Annotated in this window: 29 protein-coding genes; 7 read left to right on the forward strand and 22 right to left on the reverse strand. The window is 70.6% G+C overall.

The annotated features are described in order from the left end of the window. Positions 1–246 precede the first annotated feature (246 nt). A complete protein-coding gene (locus tag ACIP5M_RS20490; protein WP_401198918.1) occupies positions 247–1,539 on the forward strand; it encodes an extracellular solute-binding protein in 1,293 nt (430 codons plus the stop codon). 139 nt (positions 1,540–1,678) lie between these two features. Here ACIP5M_RS20490 and ACIP5M_RS20495 read toward each other — a convergent pair whose 3' ends face one another. The 4 genes from ACIP5M_RS20495 to ACIP5M_RS20510 form a co-directional block, all read right to left on the reverse strand. Next, on the reverse strand, positions 1,679–2,323 hold the full coding sequence (locus ACIP5M_RS20495; protein WP_401198920.1) for a hypothetical protein: 645 nt from the start codon (positions 2,321–2,323) through the stop codon (positions 1,679–1,681). A gap of 101 nt (positions 2,324–2,424) precedes the next feature. Beyond that, positions 2,425–2,751: a nuclear transport factor 2 family protein gene (locus ACIP5M_RS20500; protein WP_401198922.1), complete on the reverse strand. Its 327-nt coding sequence runs from the start codon at positions 2,749–2,751 to the stop codon at positions 2,425–2,427. A gap of 126 nt (positions 2,752–2,877) precedes the next feature. Continuing rightward, the gene (locus ACIP5M_RS20505) at positions 2,878–3,738 is read right to left on the reverse strand and encodes a polysaccharide deacetylase family protein (protein ID WP_401198924.1); all 861 of its coding nucleotides are present in this window, start codon (positions 3,736–3,738) and stop codon (positions 2,878–2,880) included. Between the two features lie 183 nt (positions 3,739–3,921). Next, a complete protein-coding gene (locus ACIP5M_RS20510) occupies positions 3,922–5,547 on the reverse strand; it encodes an MDR family MFS transporter (protein ID WP_401198926.1) in 1,626 nt (541 codons plus the stop codon). Positions 5,548–5,692: 145 nt separating this feature from the next. Between ACIP5M_RS20510 and ACIP5M_RS20515 the strand changes: the two genes are divergently transcribed. After that, positions 5,693–6,274, forward strand: coding sequence for a TetR/AcrR family transcriptional regulator (locus tag ACIP5M_RS20515; RefSeq protein WP_401198928.1), 582 nt, complete (start codon positions 5,693–5,695; stop codon positions 6,272–6,274). Positions 6,275–6,388: 114 nt separating this feature from the next. Then, positions 6,389–6,928 (forward strand): RDD family protein, encoded by a 540-nt coding sequence (locus tag ACIP5M_RS20520; RefSeq protein ID WP_401198930.1) that lies wholly within the window; start codon positions 6,389–6,391, stop codon positions 6,926–6,928. A 29-nt stretch (positions 6,929–6,957) separates the two neighbouring features. Here the strand turns inward: ACIP5M_RS20520 and ACIP5M_RS20525 are convergent, their stop codons facing one another. Next, the gene (locus tag ACIP5M_RS20525; protein WP_401198932.1) at positions 6,958–7,392 is read right to left on the reverse strand and encodes a nuclear transport factor 2 family protein; all 435 of its coding nucleotides are present in this window, start codon (positions 7,390–7,392) and stop codon (positions 6,958–6,960) included. 96 nt (positions 7,393–7,488) lie between these two features. Here ACIP5M_RS20525 and ACIP5M_RS20530 point away from each other — a divergent pair, with 96 nt between their 5' ends. After that, the gene (locus tag ACIP5M_RS20530) at positions 7,489–8,028 is read left to right on the forward strand and encodes a TetR/AcrR family transcriptional regulator (RefSeq protein ID WP_401198934.1); all 540 of its coding nucleotides are present in this window, start codon (positions 7,489–7,491) and stop codon (positions 8,026–8,028) included. Between the two features lie 69 nt (positions 8,029–8,097). Here ACIP5M_RS20530 and ACIP5M_RS20535 read toward each other — a convergent pair whose 3' ends face one another. From ACIP5M_RS20535 to ACIP5M_RS20545, 3 genes are read right to left on the reverse strand one after another with little or no spacing between them, the layout of a single operon-like run. Further along, positions 8,098–8,529, reverse strand: a complete 432-nt coding sequence (locus tag ACIP5M_RS20535) for a hypothetical protein (protein WP_401198936.1) — start codon at positions 8,527–8,529, stop codon at positions 8,098–8,100. A gap of 31 nt (positions 8,530–8,560) precedes the next feature. After that, positions 8,561–8,881, reverse strand: coding sequence for a hypothetical protein (locus ACIP5M_RS20540; protein WP_401198938.1), 321 nt, complete (start codon positions 8,879–8,881; stop codon positions 8,561–8,563). Between the two features lie 53 nt (positions 8,882–8,934). After that, positions 8,935–9,417: an ATP-binding protein gene (locus ACIP5M_RS20545; protein ID WP_401198940.1), complete on the reverse strand. Its 483-nt coding sequence runs from the start codon at positions 9,415–9,417 to the stop codon at positions 8,935–8,937. 239 nt (positions 9,418–9,656) lie between these two features. On the opposite strand from ACIP5M_RS20545, the gene ACIP5M_RS20550 reads away from it, so the two are divergent. After that, positions 9,657–10,508, forward strand: coding sequence for a helix-turn-helix domain-containing protein (locus tag ACIP5M_RS20550; RefSeq protein WP_401198942.1), 852 nt, complete (start codon positions 9,657–9,659; stop codon positions 10,506–10,508). A gap of 10 nt (positions 10,509–10,518) precedes the next feature. Then, positions 10,519–10,716 (forward strand): hypothetical protein, encoded by a 198-nt coding sequence (locus ACIP5M_RS20555; protein WP_401198944.1) that lies wholly within the window; start codon positions 10,519–10,521, stop codon positions 10,714–10,716. A gap of 49 nt (positions 10,717–10,765) precedes the next feature. On the opposite strand, the gene ACIP5M_RS20560 is transcribed toward ACIP5M_RS20555, so the two are convergent. From ACIP5M_RS20560 to ACIP5M_RS20625, 14 genes are all read right to left on the reverse strand, one after another. Then, positions 10,766–11,281, reverse strand: a complete 516-nt coding sequence (locus tag ACIP5M_RS20560) for a hypothetical protein (RefSeq protein WP_401198946.1) — start codon at positions 11,279–11,281, stop codon at positions 10,766–10,768. A gap of 58 nt (positions 11,282–11,339) precedes the next feature. Further along, positions 11,340–11,978: an OmpA family protein gene (locus ACIP5M_RS20565; RefSeq protein ID WP_401198948.1), complete on the reverse strand. Its 639-nt coding sequence runs from the start codon at positions 11,976–11,978 to the stop codon at positions 11,340–11,342. A gap of 4 nt (positions 11,979–11,982) precedes the next feature. Beyond that, a complete protein-coding gene (locus tag ACIP5M_RS20570) occupies positions 11,983–12,570 on the reverse strand; it encodes a hypothetical protein (RefSeq protein ID WP_401198950.1) in 588 nt (195 codons plus the stop codon). A 30-nt stretch (positions 12,571–12,600) separates the two neighbouring features. Further along, entirely contained in the window at positions 12,601–13,239 is a 639-nt protein-coding gene (locus ACIP5M_RS20575) for a pilus assembly protein TadG-related protein (protein WP_401198952.1), read from the reverse strand. Then, positions 13,239–13,448 carry a hypothetical protein gene (locus ACIP5M_RS20580; RefSeq protein ID WP_401198954.1) on the reverse strand — a complete coding sequence of 70 codons (210 nt, stop codon included), beginning with the start codon at positions 13,446–13,448 and terminating at the stop codon, positions 13,239–13,241. The genes ACIP5M_RS20575 and ACIP5M_RS20580 overlap by 1 nt, the downstream gene beginning before the upstream one ends. 110 nt (positions 13,449–13,558) lie before the next feature. Then, positions 13,559–14,245, reverse strand: a complete 687-nt coding sequence (locus tag ACIP5M_RS20585; RefSeq protein WP_401198956.1) for a response regulator — start codon at positions 14,243–14,245, stop codon at positions 13,559–13,561. Between the two features lie 257 nt (positions 14,246–14,502). Next, entirely contained in the window at positions 14,503–15,393 is an 891-nt protein-coding gene (locus ACIP5M_RS20590; protein ID WP_401199092.1) for a DUF5936 domain-containing protein, read from the reverse strand. 13 nt (positions 15,394–15,406) lie between these two features. Further along, the gene (locus tag ACIP5M_RS20595) at positions 15,407–16,345 is read right to left on the reverse strand and encodes a type II secretion system F family protein (protein WP_401198958.1); all 939 of its coding nucleotides are present in this window, start codon (positions 16,343–16,345) and stop codon (positions 15,407–15,409) included. Then, positions 16,342–17,775 carry a CpaF family protein gene (locus ACIP5M_RS20600; RefSeq protein WP_401198959.1) on the reverse strand — a complete coding sequence of 478 codons (1,434 nt, stop codon included), beginning with the start codon at positions 17,773–17,775 and terminating at the stop codon, positions 16,342–16,344. Before ACIP5M_RS20600 ends, ACIP5M_RS20595 begins: the two co-directional genes overlap by 4 nt. Continuing rightward, a complete protein-coding gene (locus tag ACIP5M_RS20605) occupies positions 17,772–18,152 on the reverse strand; it encodes a TadE/TadG family type IV pilus assembly protein (RefSeq protein WP_401198961.1) in 381 nt (126 codons plus the stop codon). Before ACIP5M_RS20605 ends, ACIP5M_RS20600 begins: the two co-directional genes overlap by 4 nt. 1 nt (position 18,153) lies before the next feature. Then, a complete protein-coding gene (locus ACIP5M_RS20610; RefSeq protein ID WP_401198963.1) occupies positions 18,154–18,522 on the reverse strand; it encodes a TadE/TadG family type IV pilus assembly protein in 369 nt (122 codons plus the stop codon). 3 nt (positions 18,523–18,525) lie between these two features. After that, on the reverse strand, positions 18,526–19,800 hold the full coding sequence (locus ACIP5M_RS20615) for a CpaE family protein (protein ID WP_401198965.1): 1,275 nt from the start codon (positions 19,798–19,800) through the stop codon (positions 18,526–18,528). 10 nt (positions 19,801–19,810) lie between these two features. Next, complete coding sequence (cpaB, locus tag ACIP5M_RS20620) at positions 19,811–20,512, reverse strand: Flp pilus assembly protein CpaB (protein ID WP_401198967.1); 702 nt, start codon at positions 20,510–20,512, stop codon at positions 19,811–19,813. An 8-nt stretch (positions 20,513–20,520) separates the two neighbouring features. Continuing rightward, positions 20,521–21,444, reverse strand: a complete 924-nt coding sequence (locus ACIP5M_RS20625) for a hypothetical protein (protein ID WP_401198969.1) — start codon at positions 21,442–21,444, stop codon at positions 20,521–20,523. 339 nt (positions 21,445–21,783) lie between these two features. On the opposite strand from ACIP5M_RS20625, the gene ACIP5M_RS20630 reads away from it, so the two are divergent. Then, positions 21,784–23,478: a chitinase gene (locus tag ACIP5M_RS20630; protein ID WP_401198971.1), complete on the forward strand. Its 1,695-nt coding sequence runs from the start codon at positions 21,784–21,786 to the stop codon at positions 23,476–23,478. The last annotated feature ends 50 nt before the right edge of the window (positions 23,479–23,528 follow it).

The raw sequence follows: 23,528 nt of genomic DNA on the forward strand, positions 1-23,528 counted from the left end.
GCAGCCCGTTCCCGGCCGGAACGGGCCTTTCGGCATGTCTACGCGCGTGGAAATTCGGAAACGTATATCGGAAAACACAAACAGGAAAAGCCCGCCTTGGAGCATTGCCCACAAGTACGGACCCAATGGAACCGACCGGCCGCCTTCGGGAGAGAATTCCGGCCAACGGGCCATGGAGGGACACCCCCGCCCGGAGTAACTCATAAGTAATAACGGGATCCAAAAGAAAATCAGGGGAATCCACCCGTGCAACGAAGAATATTCGGGACGGCCGCCACCACGGTCGTGCTCGGTCTGCTGGTACCTCTGGCCGGTTGTGGCGGCTCCGGTGACGGCGCAGGCGACAGCGGCACCCTGCACATCGTGGCCGCCGAATACGGCGACACTCCGGCCACCAGTTCAAAGGCCTTCTGGGACAAGGTGACCGGTGATTTCACCGCCGCCCACCCCGGTCTCAAGGTCGACGTGAAGCTCCTGCCGTGGGCCGACATCGACCGCGAGGTCTCCCGTATGGTCAACGCCGGCAAGGCGCCGGACATCGCCCTCATGGGCTCGTACTCGGACTTCGCCGCGCAGGGCAAGCTCTATTCCGCCGAGGAACTGCTCTCCATCAGCGCCGAGGCGAACTTCCTCGCGCCGCTCGCCGAGGCCGGCACCGTCGGCAACACCCTCTACGGGCTGCCCTGGGTGGCGAGCAGCCGCCTCCTCTTCTACAACCAGGCGCTGTTCGACAAGGCCGGCATCAAGGACGCGCCCAAGACCTGGAACGACCTGAAGGCCGACGCCAAGGCGCTCAAGGACAAGGCCGGCGTGAAGTACCCCTACGCCCTGCCGCTCGGCCCGGAGGAGGCGCACGCCGAGGCGCTGATCTGGGAGCTGAGCAACGGCGGCGGCTACGCCGACAGCAGCGGCAACTACGCCCTGGCCTCCGACCAGAACGTCCAGACCTGGAACTGGGTCAAGCAGTACATGGTCAATCCGGGCCTCGTCGGACCCACCCCGCCGTCCCAGCTCAACCGCGCCGACGCCTTCGCCGCGTTCCTGCGGGGCGAGGTCGGCATGCTCAACGGCTACCCCTCGCTCACCCACGAGGCCCGCGCGAAGGGCATCGACGTCCGCGCCGTCTCGATGCCGGTCTCCGACAGCCTCGGGACCGGGGAGACCCCGCCGGCCGTGGGCGTGGCCGACTGGATGATGGCCTTCAAGCAGAACGGCAAGCGCGCCGAGATCGGCCAGTTCCTGGACTTCCTCTACCAGGACAAGAACCTGACGGACTTCGCCAGCCGGTACCACCTGCTCCCCTCCACCGTCTCCGCCTCGCGCACCCCCTCGGGCGGCGGCATCGACACCAACGACACGCAGTTCCTGACGGCGCTGCGCGGCGCCCAGCTCTACCCGGTCAACGCACCCTCCTGGGTGACCGTCAGCGACACGATCAAGCGCAACATCGGCCGCGCCGTGGAACCCTCCGGTGACCCGAAGGTCGTTCTGGAGGAGATCGCCTCCAAGGCCGCCGAGGCGTCAAGGAAGAAGCACTGAAGTCACCCCGTGACACGGGACCTTCACCCCCGCCGCACTCCACCCCGTGCGGCACAATGGCCACTGCGGCTCTTGATCCAAGGCCGTCGGCCCAGTCGCCCGCCGAGCACTCACGAGGTGCGCGGGGCGGCCGGCCTCCTCAGCCCGTTCCGCCCACCACGTCCTTTCCGTGGTCCGAGGCGAACGCCGTGCGGTACTGCTCGCAGCTGGAGTCCCAGCCCAGGCTGCCGGTGAGCGTGCCGTAGCCGGACCGCGTGACCGACCACTCCACCGTGTACTTTCCGGTGTCACACGCGATGCGCTTCCCGCCCGCGACCTTCGCGCGCCCGGTCGCCGGCTTCCCGGTGAGTTCCTGGCGCACCTCCCCCGCCTTCGCGCCCTTCGAGGTGCGCAGCACGGCGTGCACGACGATCGGGTGCTCGCCTTCCTTGACCGTCAGCGCCTTCTTCACCACCGTCGAGTCCGATACGGCCCAGGCGAATTCGTACGACGGCTCCCATGCCAGGGTCTTGGGATCGGGTGCCTGGCGCTCGTAGTCCGGCGCGGCCGCGGGGCCGGGGCGGGTGACCGTCTTGTACTGGACTCCGGGGTGGAAGCGGAACTGCCCCTCCACCTTGTGCTGCTCGTCCTTGGTCCACATCGACTTCATGGTGGTGTCGCCGCCGGCCGGGTCCTGGAGGTACGGCGACTGCGGCGGCGCGGCGGTGGCCGACTGGAGCAGGGCGGGGGCGAGGGCCGCCGCGGCGGTGGCCAGGGCGAAAGCGGCGATTCGGGTGGGTTTCATGCCCGGTCCAACGGGGGCCCGCGGCGGGCCGGAACGACGCCGGGCGCGCTTTCACCCGTACGGGAGCGCCCGGCGCGGCGGCGGGGTGCGCCGGTTGCGGGTCAGGCCTGCCCGGTCTCGAAGCGGCTGATCCGGCCGGCGGGGGTGACGGTGAAGCGCCAGGCGGTGCGCATCTCGCCCCACGTGTCGTTGCGGTAGTTGACCACCAGGGAGCGGCCGCCGTCCGACTCCTTCTGGACGTCCATGTGGCCGCCGGAGTCGAAGATCTCCCGGTCGATCCAGTCGGCGAGGTCGCGGTCCGAGCCGTCGTCGGACATGGACGCGTCGGGGGTCAGGAGCGCGAGGAAGGCGTCCTTGTCATGGGCGTTGACGGCGGCGACGAAGGCGCCGACCGCGGGGTCGGAGAGCTTGGCGGGGCTGATGGTCACGGGGGCCTCCTGGCCGGGCGTGCATGCGCGCACGGGTGCATGCGTACGTGTGCAGCTGCCCGACCAGGGAACACCGCGGGGCGGCCCGGGGCGTCGACCCTCACCCGTTCGCCGTCCGGCGGCGTGTCAGGAGGAGTCGCCGGTGCGGACGGGGAAACCGGTGGGGCGGCCCTGTTCCTCCAGCCAGTCCAGCACCTGGTCGAGGGCCTCGACGCTCTGGGCGCGGTTGCCGCCGCCGTCGTGGAAGAGGAGGGTCGGGCCGTTGCCGATCTCCTTCTTCACCGCGGCCACGATCGCGGCGACGCCGGGCTTGTCGAAGTCCTTGGTGTCGACGTTCCAGCCCAGAGGGCGCATCCCGTTCTCGGCGGCGATCCGCCGGCTGTCCGGGGTGAACGCGCCGCCGGGGGCCCGGTAGTACTCGACCTTCGCGCCGCCGCCCGCGGCGTCCTCGATCAGCCGCTTCGCGTCGAGGATCTGCTGCTCCTGGTAGGCGACGGGCTTCTTGTCCATGGCGGTGTCGTGGGCCATGGTGTGGTCGCAGAGCCGGTGACCGGCCGCGACGACCTTCTTGACGAGGTCGGGGTGGGCCCCGGCCTGGGGGCCGATCATGCAGAAGGTCGCCTTTACGTCGTGCCTCGCGAGGACGTCGAGCACCTTCGGGGTCCATCGGGGATCGGGGCCGTCGTCGATGGTGATGTTGACGGCGTTGCCTCCGCTCTCGGAGGCGTGGGCTATGCCCTGGGGTATCTGCTGCGGCTGACCCTGCTGTCCGGGCTGTTCCCGTTGCCCGGGCTGTCCCGGCCGGCCCTGCTGGTCCGGGGCCTGCCCCTCCCGGGCGACGTTGCCGTGCGGGGCCGCGTGGCCGGTGTCGAAGAGGGTCGCCACTCCCCACACCGTCGCCGCCACCGCCGCGGCCGACGCCGCGACGGCCATCCGGGCCCGGATCCGCTGCTTGTTCGTACGCGCCGTGTTCGTCTGCGTGTCCATGCGGGCGTCCCCTCCAGATCCGCCTTGCGAGCGTTCCGGGGAGCAAGACGTGCGTCACCGCCGGCAGGTTCCAGCCAATTGCCCCATAAATTCGGCGTAATGAGACAGAAAGGGCCCGGCTCCGGGGGATCTGTTCATCCCCCGGAGCCGGGCCTCGACTTCGGCACCGCACGTCAGGCCGGGTCAGTGCGCGAGGGACTCCTGCGGAGCCGTGGCGCCCTTCGCGTTGCCCTCGCCGTCCTTGCCGTCCTTGCCGTCCTTGTCGTCCGCGCCGCCGGCAGGGGCCGGGCCCGCGCCCCGGAGCGGTACCTCCTTGACGAACCAGGCGGCCAGGAAGCCGAGGAGGGCGATGGCCGCGCCGAGCAGGAAGGCGGAGTGCGTACCGGCGGCCACCGCGTGCTGATAGGCGTCGCGTACGTGCTCCGGCAGCTTGGCCAGGCTGGCGGCGTCCAGCTGGGCGGAGCCCGCGGCTCCGGCCGCCTCCGGACCGAGGCGGTCGGCCATGGTGTCGGTGACCCGGCTGGTGAAGAGGGAGCCCATCAGGGCCACGCCGAAGGAGCCGCCGAGCGTACGGAAGAGGGTCGCCGAGGAGGACGCGACGCCCATGTCCTTCATGTCGACGCTGTTCTGCGCGACCAGCATGGTGATCTGCATGAGGAAGCCGAGCCCGGCGCCGAGGACGGCCATGTACACGCCGGAGACGAGGCGGGAGGTGCCGGTGTCCATCGTGGCGAGCAGGAAGAGCCCGACGACCATGAGGGCGCCGCCGACGATCGGGAAGATCTTGTACTTGCCGCTGCTGGTGGTGATGCGGCCCGCGATCAGCGAGACGGTCATCATCGAGAGCAGCATGGGCAGCAGGAGCAGGCCGGAGTTGGTGGCGGAGGCACCCTGGACCGACTGCTGGAACAGCGGGAGGTAGAGCACGCCGCCGAACATCGCGAAGCCGACGAGGAAGCCGATGACCGACATGAGCGTGAAGTTGCGGCTGCGGAAGATGTGCAGCGGCATGACCGGCTCGGCGGCCTTGGTCTCGGCGTAGAGGAACGCGGCGATGGACAGGACGCCGACCGCGATCAGGCCGATGATCTCGCCCGAACCCCAGGCGTACTCGGTGCCGCCCCACGTGGTGACGAGGACGGTGGAGGTGATGGCGACGGTCAGCAGGGCCGAGCCGAGGTAGTCGATCTTGGGGCGCTGCCCGTCCGCCTTCTTGGGGAGGTGGAGGACGGCGGTGACCATGGCAAGGGCGACCGCGCCGAGCGGCAGGTTGATGTAGAAGGACCAGCGCCAGCCCATGTGGTCGGTGATGGTGCCGCCGACCAGCGGGCCGCCGATCATGGCGAGGGCCATCACGCCGGCCATCATGCCCTGGTACTTGCCGCGCTCGCGGGGCGGGATGAGGTCGCCGATGATCGCCATGACACCGACCATCAGACCGCCGGCGCCGAGGCCCTGGATCGCGCGGAAGCCGATGAGCTGGCCCATGTCCTGGGCCATGCCGCTGAGCGCGGAGCCGATCAGGAAGATGACGATCGAGGTGAGGAAGGAGCCCTTCCGCCCGTACATGTCGCCGACCTTGCCCCAGATGGGGGTGGAGGCCGCGGTGGCCAGCGTGTAGGCGGTGACCACCCAGGAGAGGTGCTCCAGACCGCCGAGCTCGCCGACGATGGTCGGCATCGCGGTGCCGATGATCATGTTGTCGAGCATGGCCAGCAGCATCGCGATCATGAGTGCCATGAGCACCACCCGCACGCTGCGCGGCTTCACCTCCTTCGAGGTGTCCGCCGTCTTGACTGTCTCGCCCATGTCCACTCCCCTGGCACTTCTACTGCACTTGCGTGTTCACGCTCTTGGCGGACGGGCACTTACTTGCCGCCCGGCTAGTTCACTACACTGGGGACGGTAGACCCGTAACTAGCCGGGCGTCAAGTAAGTAAGTGTGGGGAGAGCCATGTCCAGCAGCAGTCCGCAGCAGCGCCGCGGCAACACGCGGCAGCGGATCCAGGACGTCGCACTGGAGCTCTTCGCAGAGCAGGGGTACGAGAAGACGTCGCTCAGGGAGATCGCCGAGCGGCTGGAGGTCACGAAGGCGGCGCTGTACTACCACTTCAAGACCAAGGAAGACATCATCATCAGCCTCTTCGAGGACCTGACGCGTCCGATCGACGAGCTGATCGTGTGGGCGGAGGACCAGCCGCGCACCCTGGACACCAAGCGCGAAGTGCTGCGCCGCTACAGCAAGGCGATCGCCGGGTGCGTGCCGCTGTTCCGCTTCATGCAGGAGAACCAGGCGACGATGCGCGAGCTGAGCATCGGCGAGACGATGAAGAACCGCCTCCTGCGGCTGGTGGAGCTGGTGCGCCGGGAGGAGGACCCGCTGACGGACCAGGTCCGCAGCGTGAGCGCCCTGTTCACGCTGCACGCCGGGATGATGTTCCTCCAGCACATGGACAGCGACCCGGAGGAGACCCGCCAGGCCGCCCTGGAGGTCGCGATCGACCTCATCACACAGGCCCACCACCAGGAGTCCTGAGCCCTCCCGCCACCGGTACGAGGCCTGCGCCGCGTACGGTCCGGGGGTCCGTGCATACTGCTCCGGCGGAACACCACCCTCGGCTCCGCCGGACGACCGAAGGCAAGAACGACGATGCTCGGATCCCTGTCCACCGGTGACGACCTCGGCCCTCTCGGCGACCTCGGCGCCTTCCCGCCGGTGGGAAGGCCTTCGGGAGGCGCCCGCCCCGGCTCTCCGGCGAGCATCGTGCGCCGTGGCGCCGCCACCGCCATCGACCTGACCGTCGCCGTCGCGGTGATCCTCCTCCCGCTCGTCGCGCTCGACCGGGCTCTCGGGGCCCTGGCCGTCCCCGACGCCACCGCCGGCCCCCTCTGGCGGGGAGCCGGCGCGGTCTGGGTGCTCGCGTTCCTCCTCACCTACTCCCCCCTGGCCGTTTCACGGTGGGGCGCCACGCCGGGCAAGCGGGCACTGGGCCTGGAAGTGGTGACCCTCAAGGACGGCGCACGCCTCGGCTACGGCGCGGCGGTCGTCCGCCACCTCGCCAACCTGGTCGTCACCGGCATCCCGGTGCTCTGCGTGGCCAACGCCTCGTCGATCGTCCTCAGCCCGCACGGCAGCGGCCTCCACGACAAGGCCGTCGGCAGCACGGTCATCCACCGCCGCAACCGCTGACCTCCCCCTCATTCCGGAGGGCCGGGTAACTACCCGCGCAGGCGCCGGTCGGATGCGGCGATCGGGACGTCGTTGATGCTGGCCTCCCGGCGCCGCATCAGGCCGTCGGCATCGAACTCCCACTGCTCGTTGCCGTGGCTGCGCCACCACTGGCCGGTGGCGTCGTGCCATTCGTACTCGAAGCGGACGGAGATGCGGTTGCCGGTGTACGCCCAGAGTTCCTTGCGGAGCCGGTAGTCCAGCTCGCGCTCCCACTTCTCGGCGAGGAACGCCCTGATCTCGGCGCGCCCGGTGAGGAAGCGGTCGCGGTTGCGCCAGACCGAGTCCTCCGTGTACGCGAGGGCGACCCGCTCGGGATCGCGGCTGTTCCAGGCGTCCTCGGCGGCCTGCACCTTGGCGCGGGCGGTCTCTTCGGTGAAGGGAGGCAGGGGCGGGCGTACGGCGGCACCGGCGGGGGCGGTCATGGCGGATCCTCTCGTGTCACAGCGGGAGAACGTGCGTTCTCGGAGAGTAGAGAACGAGCGTTCTCCGCGCAAGCGAAACTGGACTACCCTGCCCCCATGGACGACGAAGAGGCCCGCACCCGGCTGCTGGACGCGGCGGAGAAACTGTTCTACGCCGAGGGCATCCAGGCCGTCGGCATGGACCGCATCCGGAGCGAGTCGGGGGTCCCCCTCAAGCGGCTGTACCGGCTCTTCCCGGCCAAGGAGTCCCTGGTCACGGCCTACCTGCAGCGCCGCGACCGGCGCTGGATCACGAGCCTGCGCGAGGCCGTGGCGGGCGCCCCGGATCCGGTGCGCGCGGTCTTCGACTGGCTGGCGGGGTGGTTCGCCGAGCCGGACTTCCGGGGCTGCGCGTTCCTGAACGCGTACGGGGAGCTGGGCGCGGGCCCCGCCGCGGTACTGGAGGTCGTACGCCGCCACAAGGCGGAGCTACGGGAGCTGCTGGGAGAGGTCGCCGGCCCCCAGCGGGACGAGCTGGCGGAGCACCTGCTGATCCTCGTCGAGGGCGCGACCGTCATCGCCGCCCTGGACCCCGGCCCGGAACCCGCCCACCGGGCGCGCGTGGCCGCGGAACGCCTGGTGGCGGCGGCCACCTGAGGACCGGCCGGGCCGGCGCATGTCGACCCGGCCGACCCTCGCGAGCGCCGCGCGGCCCAGTGCCGCGACCTAGAGCTCGTAGTCGCGAGCCAGTTCCTCCCAGCGGATGTCGCGCAGCGCGGGATCGGCATCTTCGCCCGAGGGGATGTCCGATGTGGGCTGGAACCAGACCACGGCGAGAGCGGAGCGGTACAGCACCGGATCGAGCTCAGGGGCGACCGCCGTCGACTGGAAGACGCCGATGCACGCCACCGAAGGCAGCATCTCAGCAGGGCCGAAGGCGCCGGCGAATTGGTCCGGGTACGCGCGGACGGGTGGTACGAGGTGGACCGGCTCGTGGGGAAACTCGCGTGCGGCCTGCCGCTGGAAGCCGCTGATCTTCATGTCGTTGATGCGCTTGAACGGGTAGCCCTCCAGCAGCCCTCCGTAGGTCGAGGTCATCCGCAGCTCGGCGAGCGCGATCGAACGACCGGAGGAGAGGACTATGTGGCTCAGCGGCATGCCGACACTCTAAGCGCGTGATCCGTTGTCGCTACACGGCCTGGTTGAACATCACGCTGTGCGGGAGGGGTTCGGCGAAGCCGCGCGCCTCACCGGGGGCCATCGTGGCCAGCGGCTCCTCGCAGCCGCGGTCCGCGTAGAGGGTGGCGGTGGCGTTCGTGCCGTTGAGGGCGCTCGTCGCCCCCTGGAGCAGGAGCCGGCACTCGCCGTTGGCGGGAGCGATGATGTCGAGGTCACCGGACTCCGGCGAGATGTAGCCGAAGGTCCCGGTGGCGGCGCCTGCGGACCCGGGCAGGGTGACGACGAGTGCGGCGGTCGTGAGGGCGGCGGCGATGCAATGGCGGAGACGCATCTCACCAGGGTGGCCCACCGCCGCGCCGCGACCCCCGAAAAAACGATCTTCCGTCAGCCATTCGGCCGGTGGGGCAGCGTGGCCCAGGTCCGGGTCCCGCCCCCCGGCTCCCGGGAGGGCCCCAGCCCCCAGTGCCCGCCGTGGTCGCGCACCAGCGCCGTGAACACCCGGAGGGTGGAGCGACGCCGGGCCTCGCAGAGGGCGGCGAGCCGGGGGTGGGTGTGGGTGGGGTGCCCGTCGTAGACGATGACGCGCAGTGCGTCGTCGCGGTAGCGGAGGGAGAGGTACAGCTCGCCGTACGGGTCCATCCGCCAGGCCGAGCCGAGGAGTTCGGAGGCGGCCTGGACGGCGGTCGGCTCGAGCGGGTCGAGGGCGTAGGCGTGCAGCGCGGCCCGGACGGCCTGCCGGGCGATGCCGGCGGCCCGGGGCGAGGCGGGCAGCGTCATGCTGCACGACAACGCGTGTGCCGTTCCCGGCGGTTCGGCGGGACCGGAGTCCGGGGCGGCGGGGCATACGGAGGGGTAGGGGGTGGGCATGTTCGGCTCCCAAGTCGTCGTACGTGCAGCCGGATTGGCTTCGGAAGCTCGACGCGCACAAGGGCCCATGAGCGGCGAGGGTGGCTCGTCGCCCGGGCAGGGCCGGGCGATGCACTTCAACTCGCCCTCCGTGAGCGGTGCGCTACCCAACGTAGCGCGAATAGTGGGCTATTGCCCACCCGACTGCCAGATTGGGCGACCTCCTGGATCCGATGGGCCACGACAGGCAGACTTCACGCATGCCGCCACGTACCTCGCCGACAGAACGGCAGAAGCGACTGGGTGCCGAGCTGCGCAGGATGAGGCTGGCTGCTGACGTATCGGCAGAGTCCGCCGCCGGGTTGCTCGGTCTCGACCGGTCCAAGGTCTCTGCCATCGAGCAGGGGATCCGTGCCATCAGCGAGGAGCGCCTGCGCTCGCTGGCCTGTCACTGTGATTGCGCGGACGAGGAGTACATCAACGCCCTCGTCGCCATGGCACAGACCCGCAAACGCGGCTGGTGGGACCGCTACCGGGGCTCTCTGTCGGCTGCGGTGCTCGACATCGCCGAGCTCGAGGCCCACGCGACGCGCATGCGGTGTGCACACTCGGTGCACATTCCTGGCCTGTTGCAAACCAGCGAGCACGCCCTGGCGCTGTTCCGGTTCGTCGTGCCCACGCTCCCGGAAGAACAGGTGACCCTGCGTCTGGCACACAGGCTGGAACGCCAACAGGTCCTGGAGGGCGAATCGGCGCCCGAATACGTCGCGGTCGTGCACGAAGCGGCACTGCGCATGCAGTTCGGCGGACGCAAGGTGGCGCGGGCGCAGCTGGAGTACCTGGGGCACATGTCCGAACGGGACAACGTCATCCTGCGCGTCCTGCCCTTCGAGGCGGGAGGCTTCCCCGGCGCCGGCCAGACGGTCAACTACCTGGAAGGGCCCATGCCCCGGCTCGACACCGTGCAGGTGGACAGCACCCACGGCCCCGACTTCCTGCACACCGAAGCGCAACTGGCCAAGTACCGCGCCCAGCTGGACTGGATGGAACAGCTCAGCCTGTCACCCGCCGCATCGCGGGACTTCATCCACGCCCTGGCCCGCCAACTCTGAGAGGGACCTGATGGCCGACATCGACTGGGAAGCCGCCTTCTGCGGCGAGGGCGCGAGCTGCTACCGAATAGGGGTGGACGGGGACGGCAACAGCTACATCGCCGTCGCCGGTCAGGAGGACCACCCGCTGACCGACAGCAGAGCGGCCCTCCAGGCCCTGATCCGGGACATCAAGGCCGGCAAGGCCGACCACCTCCTGAGCGACTGAGCCCGGCGGCGGGCACCGGCGCTGCGACGGAGCCGTTCGGGGTCCGAAATCAGCTCACGGGGAGCTGGCCGCTTCCCCCGCAGTCCGCGCAGACCGTGCCGATACCGCACATCGGGCACTGCCTGCCGTTGAGGAAGCCCAGGCCCTCGCACGCCTCACACGTGCCCCAGCCGTCGCATTCGCGGCAGATCTCGTAGCCGGGCCGCACCGTGCTCGGGGTGACCGCGCGCTCCGGCCGGGTCCAGCGGGCGACCCACACGCCGGGCGCAGTGCCCTTGATCAGCAGCCCGGAGTCCAGGGCGCGGGCGTCGGCCAGGTATCCGTCACTGCTGGCCCGGACGCGCGGCATCCCGCGGTCCTCGTACCGCTCGACCTGCCAGCCCGCTTCGGCGAACGCCTCGGCGACCGCATCCATCGGCCCGGGATCGACGGGCAGCCGCACCAGGACCGTGAACTCCTCGCTGCCGTCGCCGTACGTGGAGAGCCACCGTTTCGTCGACTCCTCCAGGCGCGGCTCGCCGGTGGTGTCCAGAGCGCGGGCGATCGCCCGTATCTGCTCGCGCAACCACCGGGCGGTACGCCCCAACTCCTCTGCTGCCCCGGGTATCTCCCCCGCCATACCCCTAGCCGACCGCGCCGCGCGGGAAGGTGATCTCTACGCGGCGGTTCTTCTTGCGGCCTTCCTCGGTGCTGTTGTCGGCGATCGGGTAGTCCTCGCTGTAGCCGCGGACGTCGAAGACGACGCTGGGGTTGGTGACCGTCTTGGCCAGCTCCGCCTGCACGGCATCGGCCCGCTTCTTCGACAGCTCCTTGCCGTGCTCGTAACTGCCCTGGTCGTCTGTGAACCCGAAGACCCGGATACGGGTCGCCTTCGCCTGGTTGATCTCATTGGCGATGGCCTGGATCCGCGCGGCGGCCTGGGCGTTGAACACGGCACTGTCCTCGGGAAACAGCACCTCGGACTGGAGCGCCATCATGACGGTCTGGTTCGTCTCCTGACGGCGCTCTTCGCCGCCGATGTCCTCGACGACCTCGACCAGGTCGAGCACCTTGGGGGGTGCGAGCGTGCCGCCCTGCGGGAGCTTGAGGCGGGGGGAGTCCGGTTTTACTGGTGTGGGGGCGGAGGCCGACGGTTCCGTGCCCGGGGGTACCGAGGGCTTGACGTCATCGGCGTGGGCACTGGCCGCGCCTATGAAGTGGGCGCCGGCGATGACCAGCCCGACGACGGCCGTGGCAGCGGTGGTGCGGTGGCGTGTGGTCATGGGTTCACCCGGAGATTTTGATGGTGGCCGTGGCGAAGGTCGGCAGGCCGAACACGACTTCGGTCGTGGTGGCCGGAGGAGACGGGAACTGTGCGAAGAAGGGGACGCTCTCCCCACTCTTGACGATGCTCAGCCCCGTGGTGCAGGCACACCTACCCTCCGTGTCCCGCAGTACGAGGTATCGCTTCTTGCCCGCAGCATCGACCAGCGTGGCGCCGGCGACCGACGCGGGGCTGGCAGTCTTCTCGTCCCCACGCAAGGCGGCGATCTGAGAGAAGGGTGTGGAGCCCGTGTTCTTGATCTGGCCACTGACGGTGACGTATCCGTCCTCATCGCGCACGGCTGAATTGATTTCCAGCACGACGCCAGCCGGCCCGGGCGCCGTGGCTATCACCTCAAGAGGTGCCGAGCCCTTGCTGCCAGTGGGTGCAGCTTGCTGAGGAGTGCTCCCCTGGCTCTGCGACGTACCGGCCTTCTGTGGTTCCTTCGGCTTCTCATCACCGCCGCCGCACCCGGCCAACGCGAGGGCCAAGACCGCCGCAACCGCAACGGCCGCTCCCCCGCGGGCCTTCACCTTCTGCCGAATGCTCATGTACGCCGTTTCCTTGTCTCTAGTTCGCCGTCAGTCGGTGAGCCGCACACTGAAGAGTTTCCTCGCCAGCTGAGTCAACGAGCCTGGTTTCGCCGGGTCCAACGTGACCACTGCACCGCCCTTGCACCGGAAGTCGAGGCTGGCAGGCGGTCCCGGAGCACCACCTCCTCCTCCCGGCGAAGACGTCGGGCTCGGCGTTGGGGTCGGCCCGGCTTTCAGGGTGCAGAGGGGTTCGATCACAGCCTTCGCCGTGGCATGGCCCTGCATGCTCTCGCTGCCGGGGATGACTGACTTTCCGACAGTGTCATTGGTCGTCGCCGTGACCGTGAACTCTGGGATGTTCGCTTGGCAGGTTGCCGTGGCATCGTTCAGGGCCGCGAAGGCCAGCGCCTTCCCGCAGCCCGCCTGCGCGCCCAGGCGATCACCCTCCAGGATCTCCTCCCAGTCGCCCTGCGTGAGAGCCAGGAGGTCCGTGCCCAGGAACGCGTTGTCCCTCACCTCGCGGGCAGCCGCGAGTGCCGCCGCATCGGCGGCACCCTGTGCCTCGCTGCGAGTGGCGCCGGCCATCCCCACAGCGACGAAGGCGAGAGCGGCAAAGAGCAGGCCCGTCACCACCACGACGTAGATGGGAAAGGCCTGCCCTCTGTCCTGCGATCCTGCCGCGGGCATCAGTTGGCCGTAATCTCCGCCAATGCCGCCGTGATGGCGTTCGCGATGGTGTTGGCAAGCCCCGACCCCACGATCGCCCCGATGATCAGAACGATGATCACGATGATCCCGAGGTACTCGAAGACCGTCTGCCCCTCGTCCCCGCCCCGGCGCCCCCGCAGCCGGTTCTGCCGGTCGACGATCGCCTTGAGCAGCTTGAGATTCTGCATGGTGGTCCCCTCCAGGGCCGGCGCCGTAGTCGATTCGCGGACGGTACGGCGGGACACCAGCAGATGCAAAGGGCCCCGGGACCCAATTACGGACCCACTGCGCACTCCGTCTACCCATGACCGGCCATCCCTGGACGGGTGGTTCCCAGCCAACGCGCTATCGCCTCGCTCCGCGTGGCGCTCTGGAGCTTCGCGAAGATGCGGTTGATGTGGTTCTTGACCGTCTTCTCACTGATGAAGCAGGTGGCCGCGATCTGCTGGTTGCTCATCCCGGACGCGATGAGATCCATGACCTCCTCCTCACGCGAACTCAGCCCGAACACAAGGCGGTTGGAGCGGAAGCACTCTGAAGACTGTGCCACATTTCGTTGCGGATGCGAAGAGGCTCGGAGTTCCGCGAGGACCGCGCTCGCCGCCGTCGGGCTGAAATGTGCCCGTCCCGCACGTACGTCACGTACGGCGGCGACGAGTTGGTCTGGCGTGAATTCGCCGTGGACCAGGTACCCGCCCGCACCCAGCAGCAGGGCCTCCCGCACGATCTCCGTTTCCTGGCTGTACGTCAGCATCAGCACCGGCGCCAGCTGTACGAGGTGCGGCAGCGCCGAGATGCCGTCCACGCCCGGCATCCGGACGTCCAGCAGGATCAGGTCGGGGGTGTGGAGGCGCGTCAGGTGGAGGGCCTCGCGGCCGTCCGAGGCGGCGGCGGCCACCTCTATGTCGGGGGTGGTGGCCAGGAGGGCCGCCAGGCCCGCGCGGATGACCGGGTTGTCGTCGGCGATCAGGACGCGGAGCGCCATCACCGGCCCCCTTCCGCGAGCGCGCCCGCGAGGAGGTACCTCGGGCCGCTCCGGGGCTCCGCCAGGACCCCCGTCTCCGGCGCCGGCGGGGCCGGACGGCGCGGCGGCGCCGTCGAGGCCGCGCCCGGCCCAGCGGGAGCCGGCAGGGCGGGGACCTCCTGGGAGGGGGCGGGTCGCGCCCCGCGCCCCGCGGCCGCCTGGTCGATGGGGTGGGCGGAGGGCGCCCCCGCTGTGCCCGGCGAAGTGGCGGCCATGGTTCAGCGGCCCCCGAACATGGCGCCGAAGTCGACGTTCGCGCCGTACACGAACCCGCCGATCAGCAGGATCATCGTCCCCGGCAGCATGAACATGGTGACGGCCAGCGTCGCCCTCGGGACGGCTCGCGCGGCGCGCCGGCGGGCGTTCTGCGCGTCCGTACGGCGCATGTCCTCGGCGATCGCGATCAGGGTCTCGACGATGGGCGAGCCGAGTTCCTCGCCCTGCTGGAGGGCCGTGACGAACTGCGCGACCTGCTCGCTGTCGTTGCGCCGCCGCAGTTCGTCGAAGGCCTGGCGGCGGCTGACGCCCATGGCCATCTGCTGCAGGGTGATCCGGATCTCGTCGGACCAGGGGCCCTCGTACTTGTCCGCCACCCGCTCCAGCGCCGGCCGGAAGCCGAGCCCGGCGCTCACCACGACCGCGAGCACGTCGAGGAAGTCCGGGAGGGTCCGCTCGATGTGGTCGCGGCGGATGCGGATCGCCGACCACAGTCCGACCTCGATCCAGAAGACGCCGAAGGCGACCATCAGGAGGGCCAGGACCAGCTGGCCGTTGAGCAGCATGGAGAAGGCGCCGAGCCCGCCCAGGAAGGCGTAGACGGCGCGGCGTGCGGCGTAACGGTCGATGGTCAGGCCGGACGGGTTGCCGGCGGTGTCGATCTGGCGGCGCTTGCGGGCGACCCGGTCGGGACCCATCAGGCGCAGTATCGCCGGGGCGTAGCGGATGCCCGCGCGGTCGACGAGCGAGCCGACCACGGTGGTGCGGGTGGCGCCGACTTCGAGGGCCAGCGCCAGGTCGGTCGGGAGTTTGACCTCGGCGCGGTAGAGGCGGATGCCGTGGAAGGCGCCGAGGACCGAGAGGGACACGGCCAGGGCAAGGAGCAGAGCGATCATCCCGGCCTCCTCATACGTCGATCTTGGACAGGCGGCGGATGAAGACGAAGCCGAGTGCGAAGAGCCCGAGGGCGATCAGGACGGCGGTCTGCCCGATGACGGAGCCGGTCATCCGGTCCAGGGCGCCCGGCATCAACGTGTCGACGAGCAGCAGCGAGCCGACGCCCATCACCGGCACCAGGTAGGCCGTCACCGTCACCTGGGACAGCTGGGTGCGGATTTCGCGGCGGGTTTCCTTGCGCTGTTCGAGCGTGACGGTCAGGTTGCGCAGGCTGCCGACGATCGCGCCGCCCGCGCGGGAGGACAGGACGAGGGTGGTGACCAGCACGACCAGTTCCCGCGACGGGAGCCGTTCGGCGATCTCGCCCAGCGCCTCCTCCATGGAGTGCCCGACGGCGAGCCGGTCGGCGACGCGCGCGAGCTCCTCCCCCGCGGGCGCGTCGAGTTCCTCGGCGGCCATGCCGATGGCCGTACGGAGGGCCAGCCCGGCCTGGGTGGCGTTGGCGAGGATGCGGGCCAGGTCGGGGAGCTGGTTGATGAACCGCTCGGTGCGCCGGGCCCGCTGCCAGTTGAGGAAGGCGTTCGCAGCCCACAGGCCGAGGAGGCCCGCGACCGGCCCGAAGAACGGGGCCAGGAAGGAGGCCGCGATCAGCCATATCCCGGTGACGGCGGCCAGCATGTAGACGAAGAACTCGCCGGCGGTCAGGTCCAGGCCGGTCACGGCGAGCTTGATCTCGATGCGCCGGCCCAGCGCTGTCTTGCGCAGGCGCCGGTCGATCTCCCGGAAGCGGCGCACCCGGCCGGGGGGCTGCGGGACTCCGCTCGCCGAGAGGCGCTCGATGAGGGCGGCGCGCTGGGCGCGGCCGGCCATGTACGCCTGGAGGCCGACGACCACGAACACGCAGGCCAGCAGGGTGGCGCCGAGGGTGAGGAGGATCAGTGGGTTCACAGGACGGTCCGGTGGATACGGGCGGCAAGGGAATCGGAGGGCACGGGCCCCGAGGGGGCGGGGCCGGGGGGCACGGGGCCCGAGGGCAGCGGCCCGGTGAGGGGGTCTGCCGCCGTCGTGGCGTCCGGCGGCGCGACCCCGAAGGCCTGCGGGATGGGCTGGTTGTGCATGTAGAGGCGCTCGGCGATGGCGCGCGGCAGCGGGTGGTACGCGAAGTAGCCGTGCACGCGCCCGTCCGCGCCCATGGGCTGCGCGACGAAGCGGCACACCGTCGTGATGCGGAACGGTTCGCGGCCGTGCGATTCGAGGACGGAGATCTCCGTGATGCGGCGCGAGCCGTCACCGAAGCGGGTGAGCTGCACGATGACGTTGACGGCGCTGTTGATCTGGTCCTGGAGCGCCTCGAAGGGGATCTCGACCTCCGACATGGAGGCGAGGGTCTGCAGGCGCATCAGCGCGTCCGAGGAACTGTTGGCGTGGACGGTGGCGAGCGAGCCGTCGTGGCCGGTGGACATCGCCTGGAGCATGTCGAGGGTCTCGCCGCCGCGGACCTCGCCGACGATGATGCGGTCGGGGCGCATGCGCAGGGAGTTGCGTACGAGGTCGCGGATGGTGATCTGGCCCTTGCCCTCGACGTTCGGCGGGCGGGATTCGAGGCGGATGACGTGCGCCTGCTGCAGCTGGAGTTCGGCGGAGTCCTCGATGGTGATGATGCGCTCGCCCTCGGGGATCAGGCCGGAGAGGGCGTTGAGGAGGGTGGTCTTGCCGGTGCCGGTGGCGCCCGAGACGATCAGGTTCATCTTCGCGGTCACCAGCCCGGACAGCAGCAGGAGCATCTGCTCGTCCAGGGAACCGAGGGCGATCATCTCGTGCAGGGTGAAGGCGCGCGGGAAGCGGCGGATCGTGAGGGTGGCGCCGGTCAGGGAGAGCGGCGGGATGATGACGTTGACGCGCTCGCCGCTGGGCAGGCGGGCGTCGACCATCGGGTTGGCCTCGTCCACGCGGCGGTTGACGGTGGAGACGATGCGCTCGATGGTCTGCATGAGCTGCTCGTGCGAGGCGAAGCGCAGCGGGAGCTGTTCGACGCGGCCGGCCCGCTCGACGAAGATCTGGTCGGGGCCGTTGACCATGATCTCGGAGATCGAGGCGTCTTCGAGGAGCGGTTCGAGCACGCCGAGTCCGAGGGCCTCGTCGACGACGCGGCGGATCAGCTGGGCGCGTTCGACGGTGGAGAGGACGGGGCCCTCGCGGCTGATGATGTGGCCCAGTACGCGCTCCAGGCGGGCCCGGCGCTCGGCGGGTGCGAGCGCGGACATCTCGGCGAGGTCGATCTCCTCCAGCAGCTTCGCGCGGTAGGAGGAGACCAGCCGGCCGTCCTCGCGCGGACCGTGGTGGTCGTCCGGGGTGTTGACCCGGGAGCGCAGGCTCATGGTCGGGGTCCCTCCGGGTCGTCGTTGGGCATGGTGGCCGTACGCCGGACCGACTGGTTGCCGACGCCGGGCACGATGGATCTGACCGGGAGCGTGACGGTCACCGTGACCGCGTCCCCGGGCTTCGCGATGTCGATCTCGGCGCCCGGGCGCAGGCTCTCCTTGATCGCCGCCCTGCCCGCCGCGTCTCCGGCGCCCGGCTTGCGGGCCTCGACGCGCGCCGCCGTACGGGCGGCGGTCTGCGCCTGCTGGGTGACGTACGCGGCCCAGCCGAGCTGGATCCCGCAGAGTGCGACGAGCAGCAGGATGGGGATGAAGGCGAGGTACTCCAGGGTCGCCTGGCCCCGGTCCCGCCGTCGGTGCCGGTAGCGGTCCATGTCAGTCCTCCTCCCCCCTCTCCCTCGAGGAACCGCCCTCGCCGGTGATGCGGAGCCCGGTGTCGAGGCCGGGGTAGAGGACCGGGACGCTGAGGGTGACCGTGGCCTTGTAGACCTCGCCCTGCGGGCCGCAGGTCGAGGTCATGTTCCAGGCGCCGCCGATGTGCTTGGCCGCCGCCGTCGCGCACGCGCCGTCCCCGCTCACCGCTCCCACCCGCGCCGCCTCGTCCGCCGCGTTGCCCGCCAGGGAGAACGCGTACCCGATCAGGACGCACTCCCACACCGCCGCCACGAGCAGCAGGATCAGCGGGACCGTGCCGGCGAACTCGATCGCCAGCTGGCCCCGGTCCCCCCGGCAGGGGCGCCGCATCCGTCAGCCCTCCCGGCCGCGGCGCAGGCGGGCCACCGGGCCCGGGGCGCGGACGGCGAGCGTCGCGCCCGGTCCGGCCGCTGCCCGGGGCCGGTCCTCCGCGGCGGCGAGGAGGCCCAGTTCGCCCGCGAGGGTCCACAGGGCCTGCTTCACCGTCGAGCGGTTGTCGAGGTCCTGGACCCGGCCCGCGTCGACGACCCCCTGGAGCTCCTTGAAGGCGGCAGGGACCGGGGTGCGGGTGGCGCGGGTCTTGGTGATCTTCTCGATCAGGGCGGGCTGTATCTCGGTGTGCTTGCTCCAGCGGTTGACGACCATCGCGGTGTCCTCCGCCTTGCGCACCTGCAGCCGCTCCCACATCCGGACCATCCGCTTCGCGGCCCGCACCGCGACCACGTCGGGCGTCGTGACGAGCACCGCCACGTCCGCCATCTCCACGGTGGCGGCGGTCGCGCCCGTCACCTGGGTCCCGCAGTCGACGACGACGATCTCGTAGCGGCTGCGCAGGGCTCCGACGATGTGCCGGGCGGCCCGTTCGTCGACCTCCTCGCCCCGTTCGCCGTCGGCCGGGGCGAGCAGGAGCGCCAGCCCGGTGCGGTCCTCGTAGACGGCGTCCTGGAGGACCCGGGGGGAGATGTCCTGGATGCCGGCGAGGTCGGCGATCGAGCGCCGGAACTGCACGTCGAGGTACGAGCCCACGTCGCCCGCCTGGAGGTCCATGTCGACCAGTGCGGTACGCCGTCCCGAGGCGGCCGCGGCCAGCGCGAACTGGACGGCGGTGAAGGTGGTGCCCACCCCGCCCTTGGCCCCGGTGACGGTGACCACCCGGCCGCCGGGTCCGGTGAAGACGTCGGCGGCCGCGCCCCGTCCGAGGTGGCGGCGTACGCCCACGGACCACTGGGCGGCGGCCTGCACCCGCGCGGCGAGTTCCTCGTAGGAGAGCGGCAGCCCGACCAGGCCGCGCGCGCCCGCGTCCATCGCGGCGGAGAAGAGCGCGGGGCCGGCGTCGGAGGAGACGAGGACGACGCCCACCGCCGGGAAGCGGAGGGCCACCTCGCGGATGAGCTCCAGGGCGGGCACCGGCCCGATCCGCTCGTGGACGAGGACGACCTCGGGCAGTTCGTCGACGGAGTCGGCGGCCAGCCGGGCCAGGGTGTCCAGCAGCGTCGTGGAGTCGGGGACCGGGACGGCCGGTTCGGCGGCCGGGAGCTGGCTGAGCAGGGTGGCGATGTGGCGCGCGGCGTCCGGGTCGCCGGCCGCGGGGAGGATTCGGGTGGTCATCCGGGCGGCCTCACTTGTCGCCGTCGAGGGTGTACGTACGGTCGCCCGCACTGGGCGCCGAATCGGTGCCGGGGGCCACCAGGGCCAGGCGTACGTGCTCCGCGAAGGACTCGGCGTACGCGACGCGCTGGGTGTCCTTCGTGTTCAGGGCGAAGGTGATGGGGACGGCTTCGGCGGGGCCCTTCCGGTCGCTGTCCTTGTCGAGGGAGGTGAGTTTGCCGACGCCGAGGACGCGGGCGTTGGCGACGATGATCACGGAGCGCGAGGGATCGGTGTCCTTGGCGCCCTTGAAGGTGGCGATGATGTTGACCTTGGCCCCGGAGGTGATCTTGCCCGCCACGCCGGTCGCCGCGTCGATCATGATGGCGATCTCCTGCTCCCCGGGCTGGAGCTGCGGCCGGTCGACGAACATGTCCGCCTGGAGCAGCGAGCCCTTCTTCAGGGTGGTCAGCGCGATCTTGCCCTGGAGCGCGCCGAGGTCGGTGACGGCCGTCGTGGACAGCCACCGCTTCGGGATCCTGACCTCCTCGAACTGCCCCGCGGAGAGGGCGCTGTACGGGGCGATGTCGCCCTTCGCCCGGTAGGCGACGACCTCGGACCCGACCTTGGAGTTGACGTCGCCTATGACCACGAGGACTCCGGCGAAGGCCCCGAGGGCGCACAGGACCGAGAGGAGCAGCAGGATGACGCCGCGGCGCTGGCGTGAGTTCATGGGCCGTACTACCTCGCCGTTCTTCGTTCGTTCGATGCGGTCAGGGTCGGGCTCTGGCTCTGGCTCTGGTTCGGGCTCTGGCTCTGGAGCGGCGCGGCGCAGAAGCCGCAGCGGTCGCCGATGAGTTCGAAGCCGCACCAGCGGCACTCCTCGCGGCGGACGGAGGCGACGAGCTGGTAGAGGACGGACAGGTCGGGGATGCCGGCGGCGAACTCGACGAGTTTCGGGGTGCCCCACCAGCCCGGGGAGTCGGCGGGCAGCGGGTTCTCCATGACGCCCTGCACCTGCCAGGCGGGGGCCAGTTCGGCCGTCACCCAGTCGGAGGTGAGCTGGCCGCGGGCGAAGGTGAGGTGCGTGGCGAACCCGGGCCCGGCCGGCACCACCCCGGACGCCCGGGCTCCGCCCGCCGCCCGGGGGCCCGCCGTGCCCAGCCGGGCCAGGTGCGGCTTCGGGTGGGCCAGTACGGCGAACTGCGCGCTCGGCGACCAGGACCTGGCGTGCGCCTTCAGCCCGACCGGGATCCGGTCGAGTTTGGCGACCGAGCCCAGCAGGGCGCCCGCGTGGATGTAGTGGGTGAGCAGCCGGGCCGCGGAGGCGATGACTCCGGGGCTGAAGTCGCAGACGCTGAGCTGGCGCAGCTGACGCACCAGCAGAGCCAGGCCCAGGGGCGGCAGATCGATGCCCAGCAGCGCGATCCGGTCGGTTTCCAGGATGGCCCGGACGGTGTGCAGGCGCTGGGCGGTGGCCGTGGGGAGCCAGGGCGGTACGAGGACCACGAGGTGGCCGTGACGTTCCAGCAGCGCGGCGGTCTCGGCGAGCGCGCCCGCGAGGTCGAGCCGCCCGGGCGGGTGCAGGACGGCGGCCCCGGGCGTGTGCCGGTCGGGGGCCGGAAGGACCAGGTCTGCGCTGGTGACAGCGATGGCGGTCGGCACGCGAATCCCCCTGTTCACCCCGTACACCGCGGGCGTTCGCGCCGTGGCCGCGTACGCGCACAGAGTGCGCGACCGCAAACGTTCGGCGCACCTTCCCCGCACTTCCCCCCTTGCTCCAGCACCATATCCGCGTCGCCCCTGGCAGGGCAGGGGCTTGGGAATTCCTGTGCCACGAGCACATGTCACAGGTAGCCGGAAACCCGGACAACAAGGATCCGGCGGTCGCGCATTTCAAGCCACATTGCAAAGAGTCTTGACACGAGGATTGGTCTGGACCAACTTGGCCCACGGGCACCCCACTTGCCCGCACTTCCCCTTCCTCCCCCCACCGGAGCCCACGTGAACCGCATACGCTCCCTCGCCCTGCCGGTCGCCGCCGTCCTCGCCGCCGGCGGCCTCACCGCCCTCGCCACCGGTACCGCGCAGGCCGCCGACGTCAACGTCGCCCGCAACGGAGGCTTCGAGTCCGGCCTCGCCGGCTGGTCCTGTACGGGAGGCACCGGCGCCGCCGTCTCCTCACCCGTCTACGCCGGGGCCGGCGCCCTCAAGGCCACTCCGGCGGGCCAGGACAACGCCCGCTGCAGCCAGACCGTCACGGTCAAGCCGAACTCGACGTACACGCTGAGCACGCAGGTCCAGGGCAGTTACGTGTACCTCGGCGCCACCGGGACCGGCACCCAGGACGTCTCCACCTGGACCCCCGGCTCGGGCGGCGGCTGGCAGAAGCTCTCCACCACCTTCACCACCGGCCCCGCCACCACCCAGGTGACCGTCTACACCCACGGCTGGTACGGCCAGCCCGCCTACGTCGTCGACGAGTTCAGCGTCTTCGGCCCGGACGGCGGCGGGGGCACCGACCCCGGCCCGAGCGTCCCCGGCGCCCCCTCCGGAACCGCCGTTTCCGGCCAGAGCGCGAGCGGGCTCACCCTTTCGTGGAACGCGGTCGGCGGGGCCACCGGCTATTACGTGTATCAGGACGGCGTCCGCGTCCGGACCGTGACGGGCACCTCCGCCCAGATCACCGGACTCGCCGCGTCCACCTCGTACTCCTTCCAGGTGAGCGCGTACAACGCGGCGGGCGAGGGCCCGAAGTCCGCCCCGGTGACCGGGACCACGACGGGGGGCGGCGGTCCGAACCCGAACCCGGGCGTCCCCAAGCACGCGCTGACCGGCTACTGGCAGAACTTCAACAACGGCGCGACCGTCCAGAAGATCTCCGACGTCTCCGCCCAGTACGACATCATCGCGGTCTCCTTCGCCGACGCCACGACCACGCCCGGCGCCATCGCGTTCACCCTCGACTCGGCCGGGCTCGGCGGCTACACCGTCGACCGGTTCAAGGCTGACATCGCCGCGAAGAAGGCGGCCGGCACGTCGGTCATCCTCTCCATCGGCGGCGAGAAGGGCACCATCTCGGTGAACGACTCCGCCTCCGCGGCCAACCTCGCGAACTCGGCGTACGCGCTGATGCAGGAGTACGGCTTCTCCGGCATCGACATCGACCTGGAGAACGGCCTCAACCCGACCTACATGACGCAGGCGCTGCGCGCGCTGTCGGCCAAGGCGGGGCCCTCCCTCGTCATCACGATGGCCCCGCAGACCATCGACATGCAGTCCCCCCAGGGCGGCTACTTCAAGACGGCGCTGAACATCAAGGACATCCTCACCGTCGTCAACATGCAGTACTACAACAGCGGCTCGATGAACGGCTGCGACGGCAAGGTCTACTCCCAGGGCTCGGTCGACTTCCTGACCGCCCTCGCCTGCATCCAGCTGGAGGGCGGCCTCGACCCCTCGCAGGTGGGCATCGGTGTCCCGGCCTCCCCCAGCGGAGCGGGCAGCGGCTACGTCTCGCCGACCGTCGTCAACAACGCGCTGGACTGCCTGGCCAGGGGCACGAACTGCGGATCCTTCAAGCCGTCGAAGACCTACCCGGGGCTGCGCGGTGCGATGACCTGGTCGACCAACTGGGACGCCAAGGCGGGTAATGCCTGGTCCAACGCGGTGGGTCCCAAGGTCCACGGGCTCCCGTAGGCGGTAGGTGTGGGGGTGGCCGAGCCGCGGCCGGCCCGTGGCTGATTCGG

It is taken from the genome of Streptomyces sp. NPDC088762, from assembly GCF_044750905.1.
GTDB lineage: Bacteria > Actinomycetota > Actinomycetes > Streptomycetales > Streptomycetaceae > Streptomyces.

Excerpts from the sequence above, each read along its gene's own strand:
- ACIP5M_RS20515 (WP_401198928.1), top strand. The coding sequence starts at position 5,693 with ATGTCCAGCAGCAGTCCGCAGCAGCGCCGCGGCAACACGCGGCAGCGG.
- ACIP5M_RS20545 (WP_401198940.1), bottom strand. The coding sequence starts at position 9,417 with ATGCCCACCCCCTACCCCTCCGTATGCCCCGCCGCCCCGGACTCCGGT.
- ACIP5M_RS20555 (WP_401198944.1), top strand. The coding sequence starts at position 10,519 with ATGGCCGACATCGACTGGGAAGCCGCCTTCTGCGGCGAGGGCGCGAGC.
- ACIP5M_RS20535 (WP_401198936.1), bottom strand. The coding sequence starts at position 8,529 with ATGCCGCTGAGCCACATAGTCCTCTCCTCCGGTCGTTCGATCGCGCTC.
- ACIP5M_RS20540 (WP_401198938.1), bottom strand. The coding sequence starts at position 8,881 with ATGCGTCTCCGCCATTGCATCGCCGCCGCCCTCACGACCGCCGCACTC.
- cpaB (WP_401198967.1), bottom strand. The coding sequence starts at position 20,512 with ATGAACTCACGCCAGCGCCGCGGCGTCATCCTGCTGCTCCTCTCGGTC.
- ACIP5M_RS20605 (WP_401198961.1), bottom strand. The coding sequence starts at position 18,152 with ATGGACCGCTACCGGCACCGACGGCGGGACCGGGGCCAGGCGACCCTG.
- ACIP5M_RS20570 (WP_401198950.1), bottom strand. The coding sequence starts at position 12,570 with ATGAGCATTCGGCAGAAGGTGAAGGCCCGCGGGGGAGCGGCCGTTGCG.
- ACIP5M_RS20565 (WP_401198948.1), bottom strand. The coding sequence starts at position 11,978 with ATGACCACACGCCACCGCACCACCGCTGCCACGGCCGTCGTCGGGCTG.
- ACIP5M_RS20575 (WP_401198952.1), bottom strand. The coding sequence starts at position 13,239 with ATGCCCGCGGCAGGATCGCAGGACAGAGGGCAGGCCTTTCCCATCTAC.
- ACIP5M_RS20580 (WP_401198954.1), bottom strand. The coding sequence starts at position 13,448 with ATGCAGAATCTCAAGCTGCTCAAGGCGATCGTCGACCGGCAGAACCGG.
- ACIP5M_RS20550 (WP_401198942.1), top strand. The coding sequence starts at position 9,657 with ATGCCGCCACGTACCTCGCCGACAGAACGGCAGAAGCGACTGGGTGCC.
- ACIP5M_RS20495 (WP_401198920.1), bottom strand. The coding sequence starts at position 2,323 with ATGAAACCCACCCGAATCGCCGCTTTCGCCCTGGCCACCGCCGCGGCG.
- ACIP5M_RS20600 (WP_401198959.1), bottom strand. The coding sequence starts at position 17,775 with ATGAGCCTGCGCTCCCGGGTCAACACCCCGGACGACCACCACGGTCCG.
- ACIP5M_RS20615 (WP_401198965.1), bottom strand. The coding sequence starts at position 19,800 with ATGACCACCCGAATCCTCCCCGCGGCCGGCGACCCGGACGCCGCGCGC.
- ACIP5M_RS20585 (WP_401198956.1), bottom strand. The coding sequence starts at position 14,245 with ATGGCGCTCCGCGTCCTGATCGCCGACGACAACCCGGTCATCCGCGCG.
- ACIP5M_RS20505 (WP_401198924.1), bottom strand. The coding sequence starts at position 3,738 with ATGGACACGCAGACGAACACGGCGCGTACGAACAAGCAGCGGATCCGG.
- ACIP5M_RS20510 (WP_401198926.1), bottom strand. The coding sequence starts at position 5,547 with ATGGGCGAGACAGTCAAGACGGCGGACACCTCGAAGGAGGTGAAGCCG.
- ACIP5M_RS20530 (WP_401198934.1), top strand. The coding sequence starts at position 7,489 with ATGGACGACGAAGAGGCCCGCACCCGGCTGCTGGACGCGGCGGAGAAA.
- ACIP5M_RS20610 (WP_401198963.1), bottom strand. The coding sequence starts at position 18,522 with ATGCGGCGCCCCTGCCGGGGGGACCGGGGCCAGCTGGCGATCGAGTTC.
- ACIP5M_RS20525 (WP_401198932.1), bottom strand. The coding sequence starts at position 7,392 with ATGACCGCCCCCGCCGGTGCCGCCGTACGCCCGCCCCTGCCTCCCTTC.
- ACIP5M_RS20520 (WP_401198930.1), top strand. The coding sequence starts at position 6,389 with ATGCTCGGATCCCTGTCCACCGGTGACGACCTCGGCCCTCTCGGCGAC.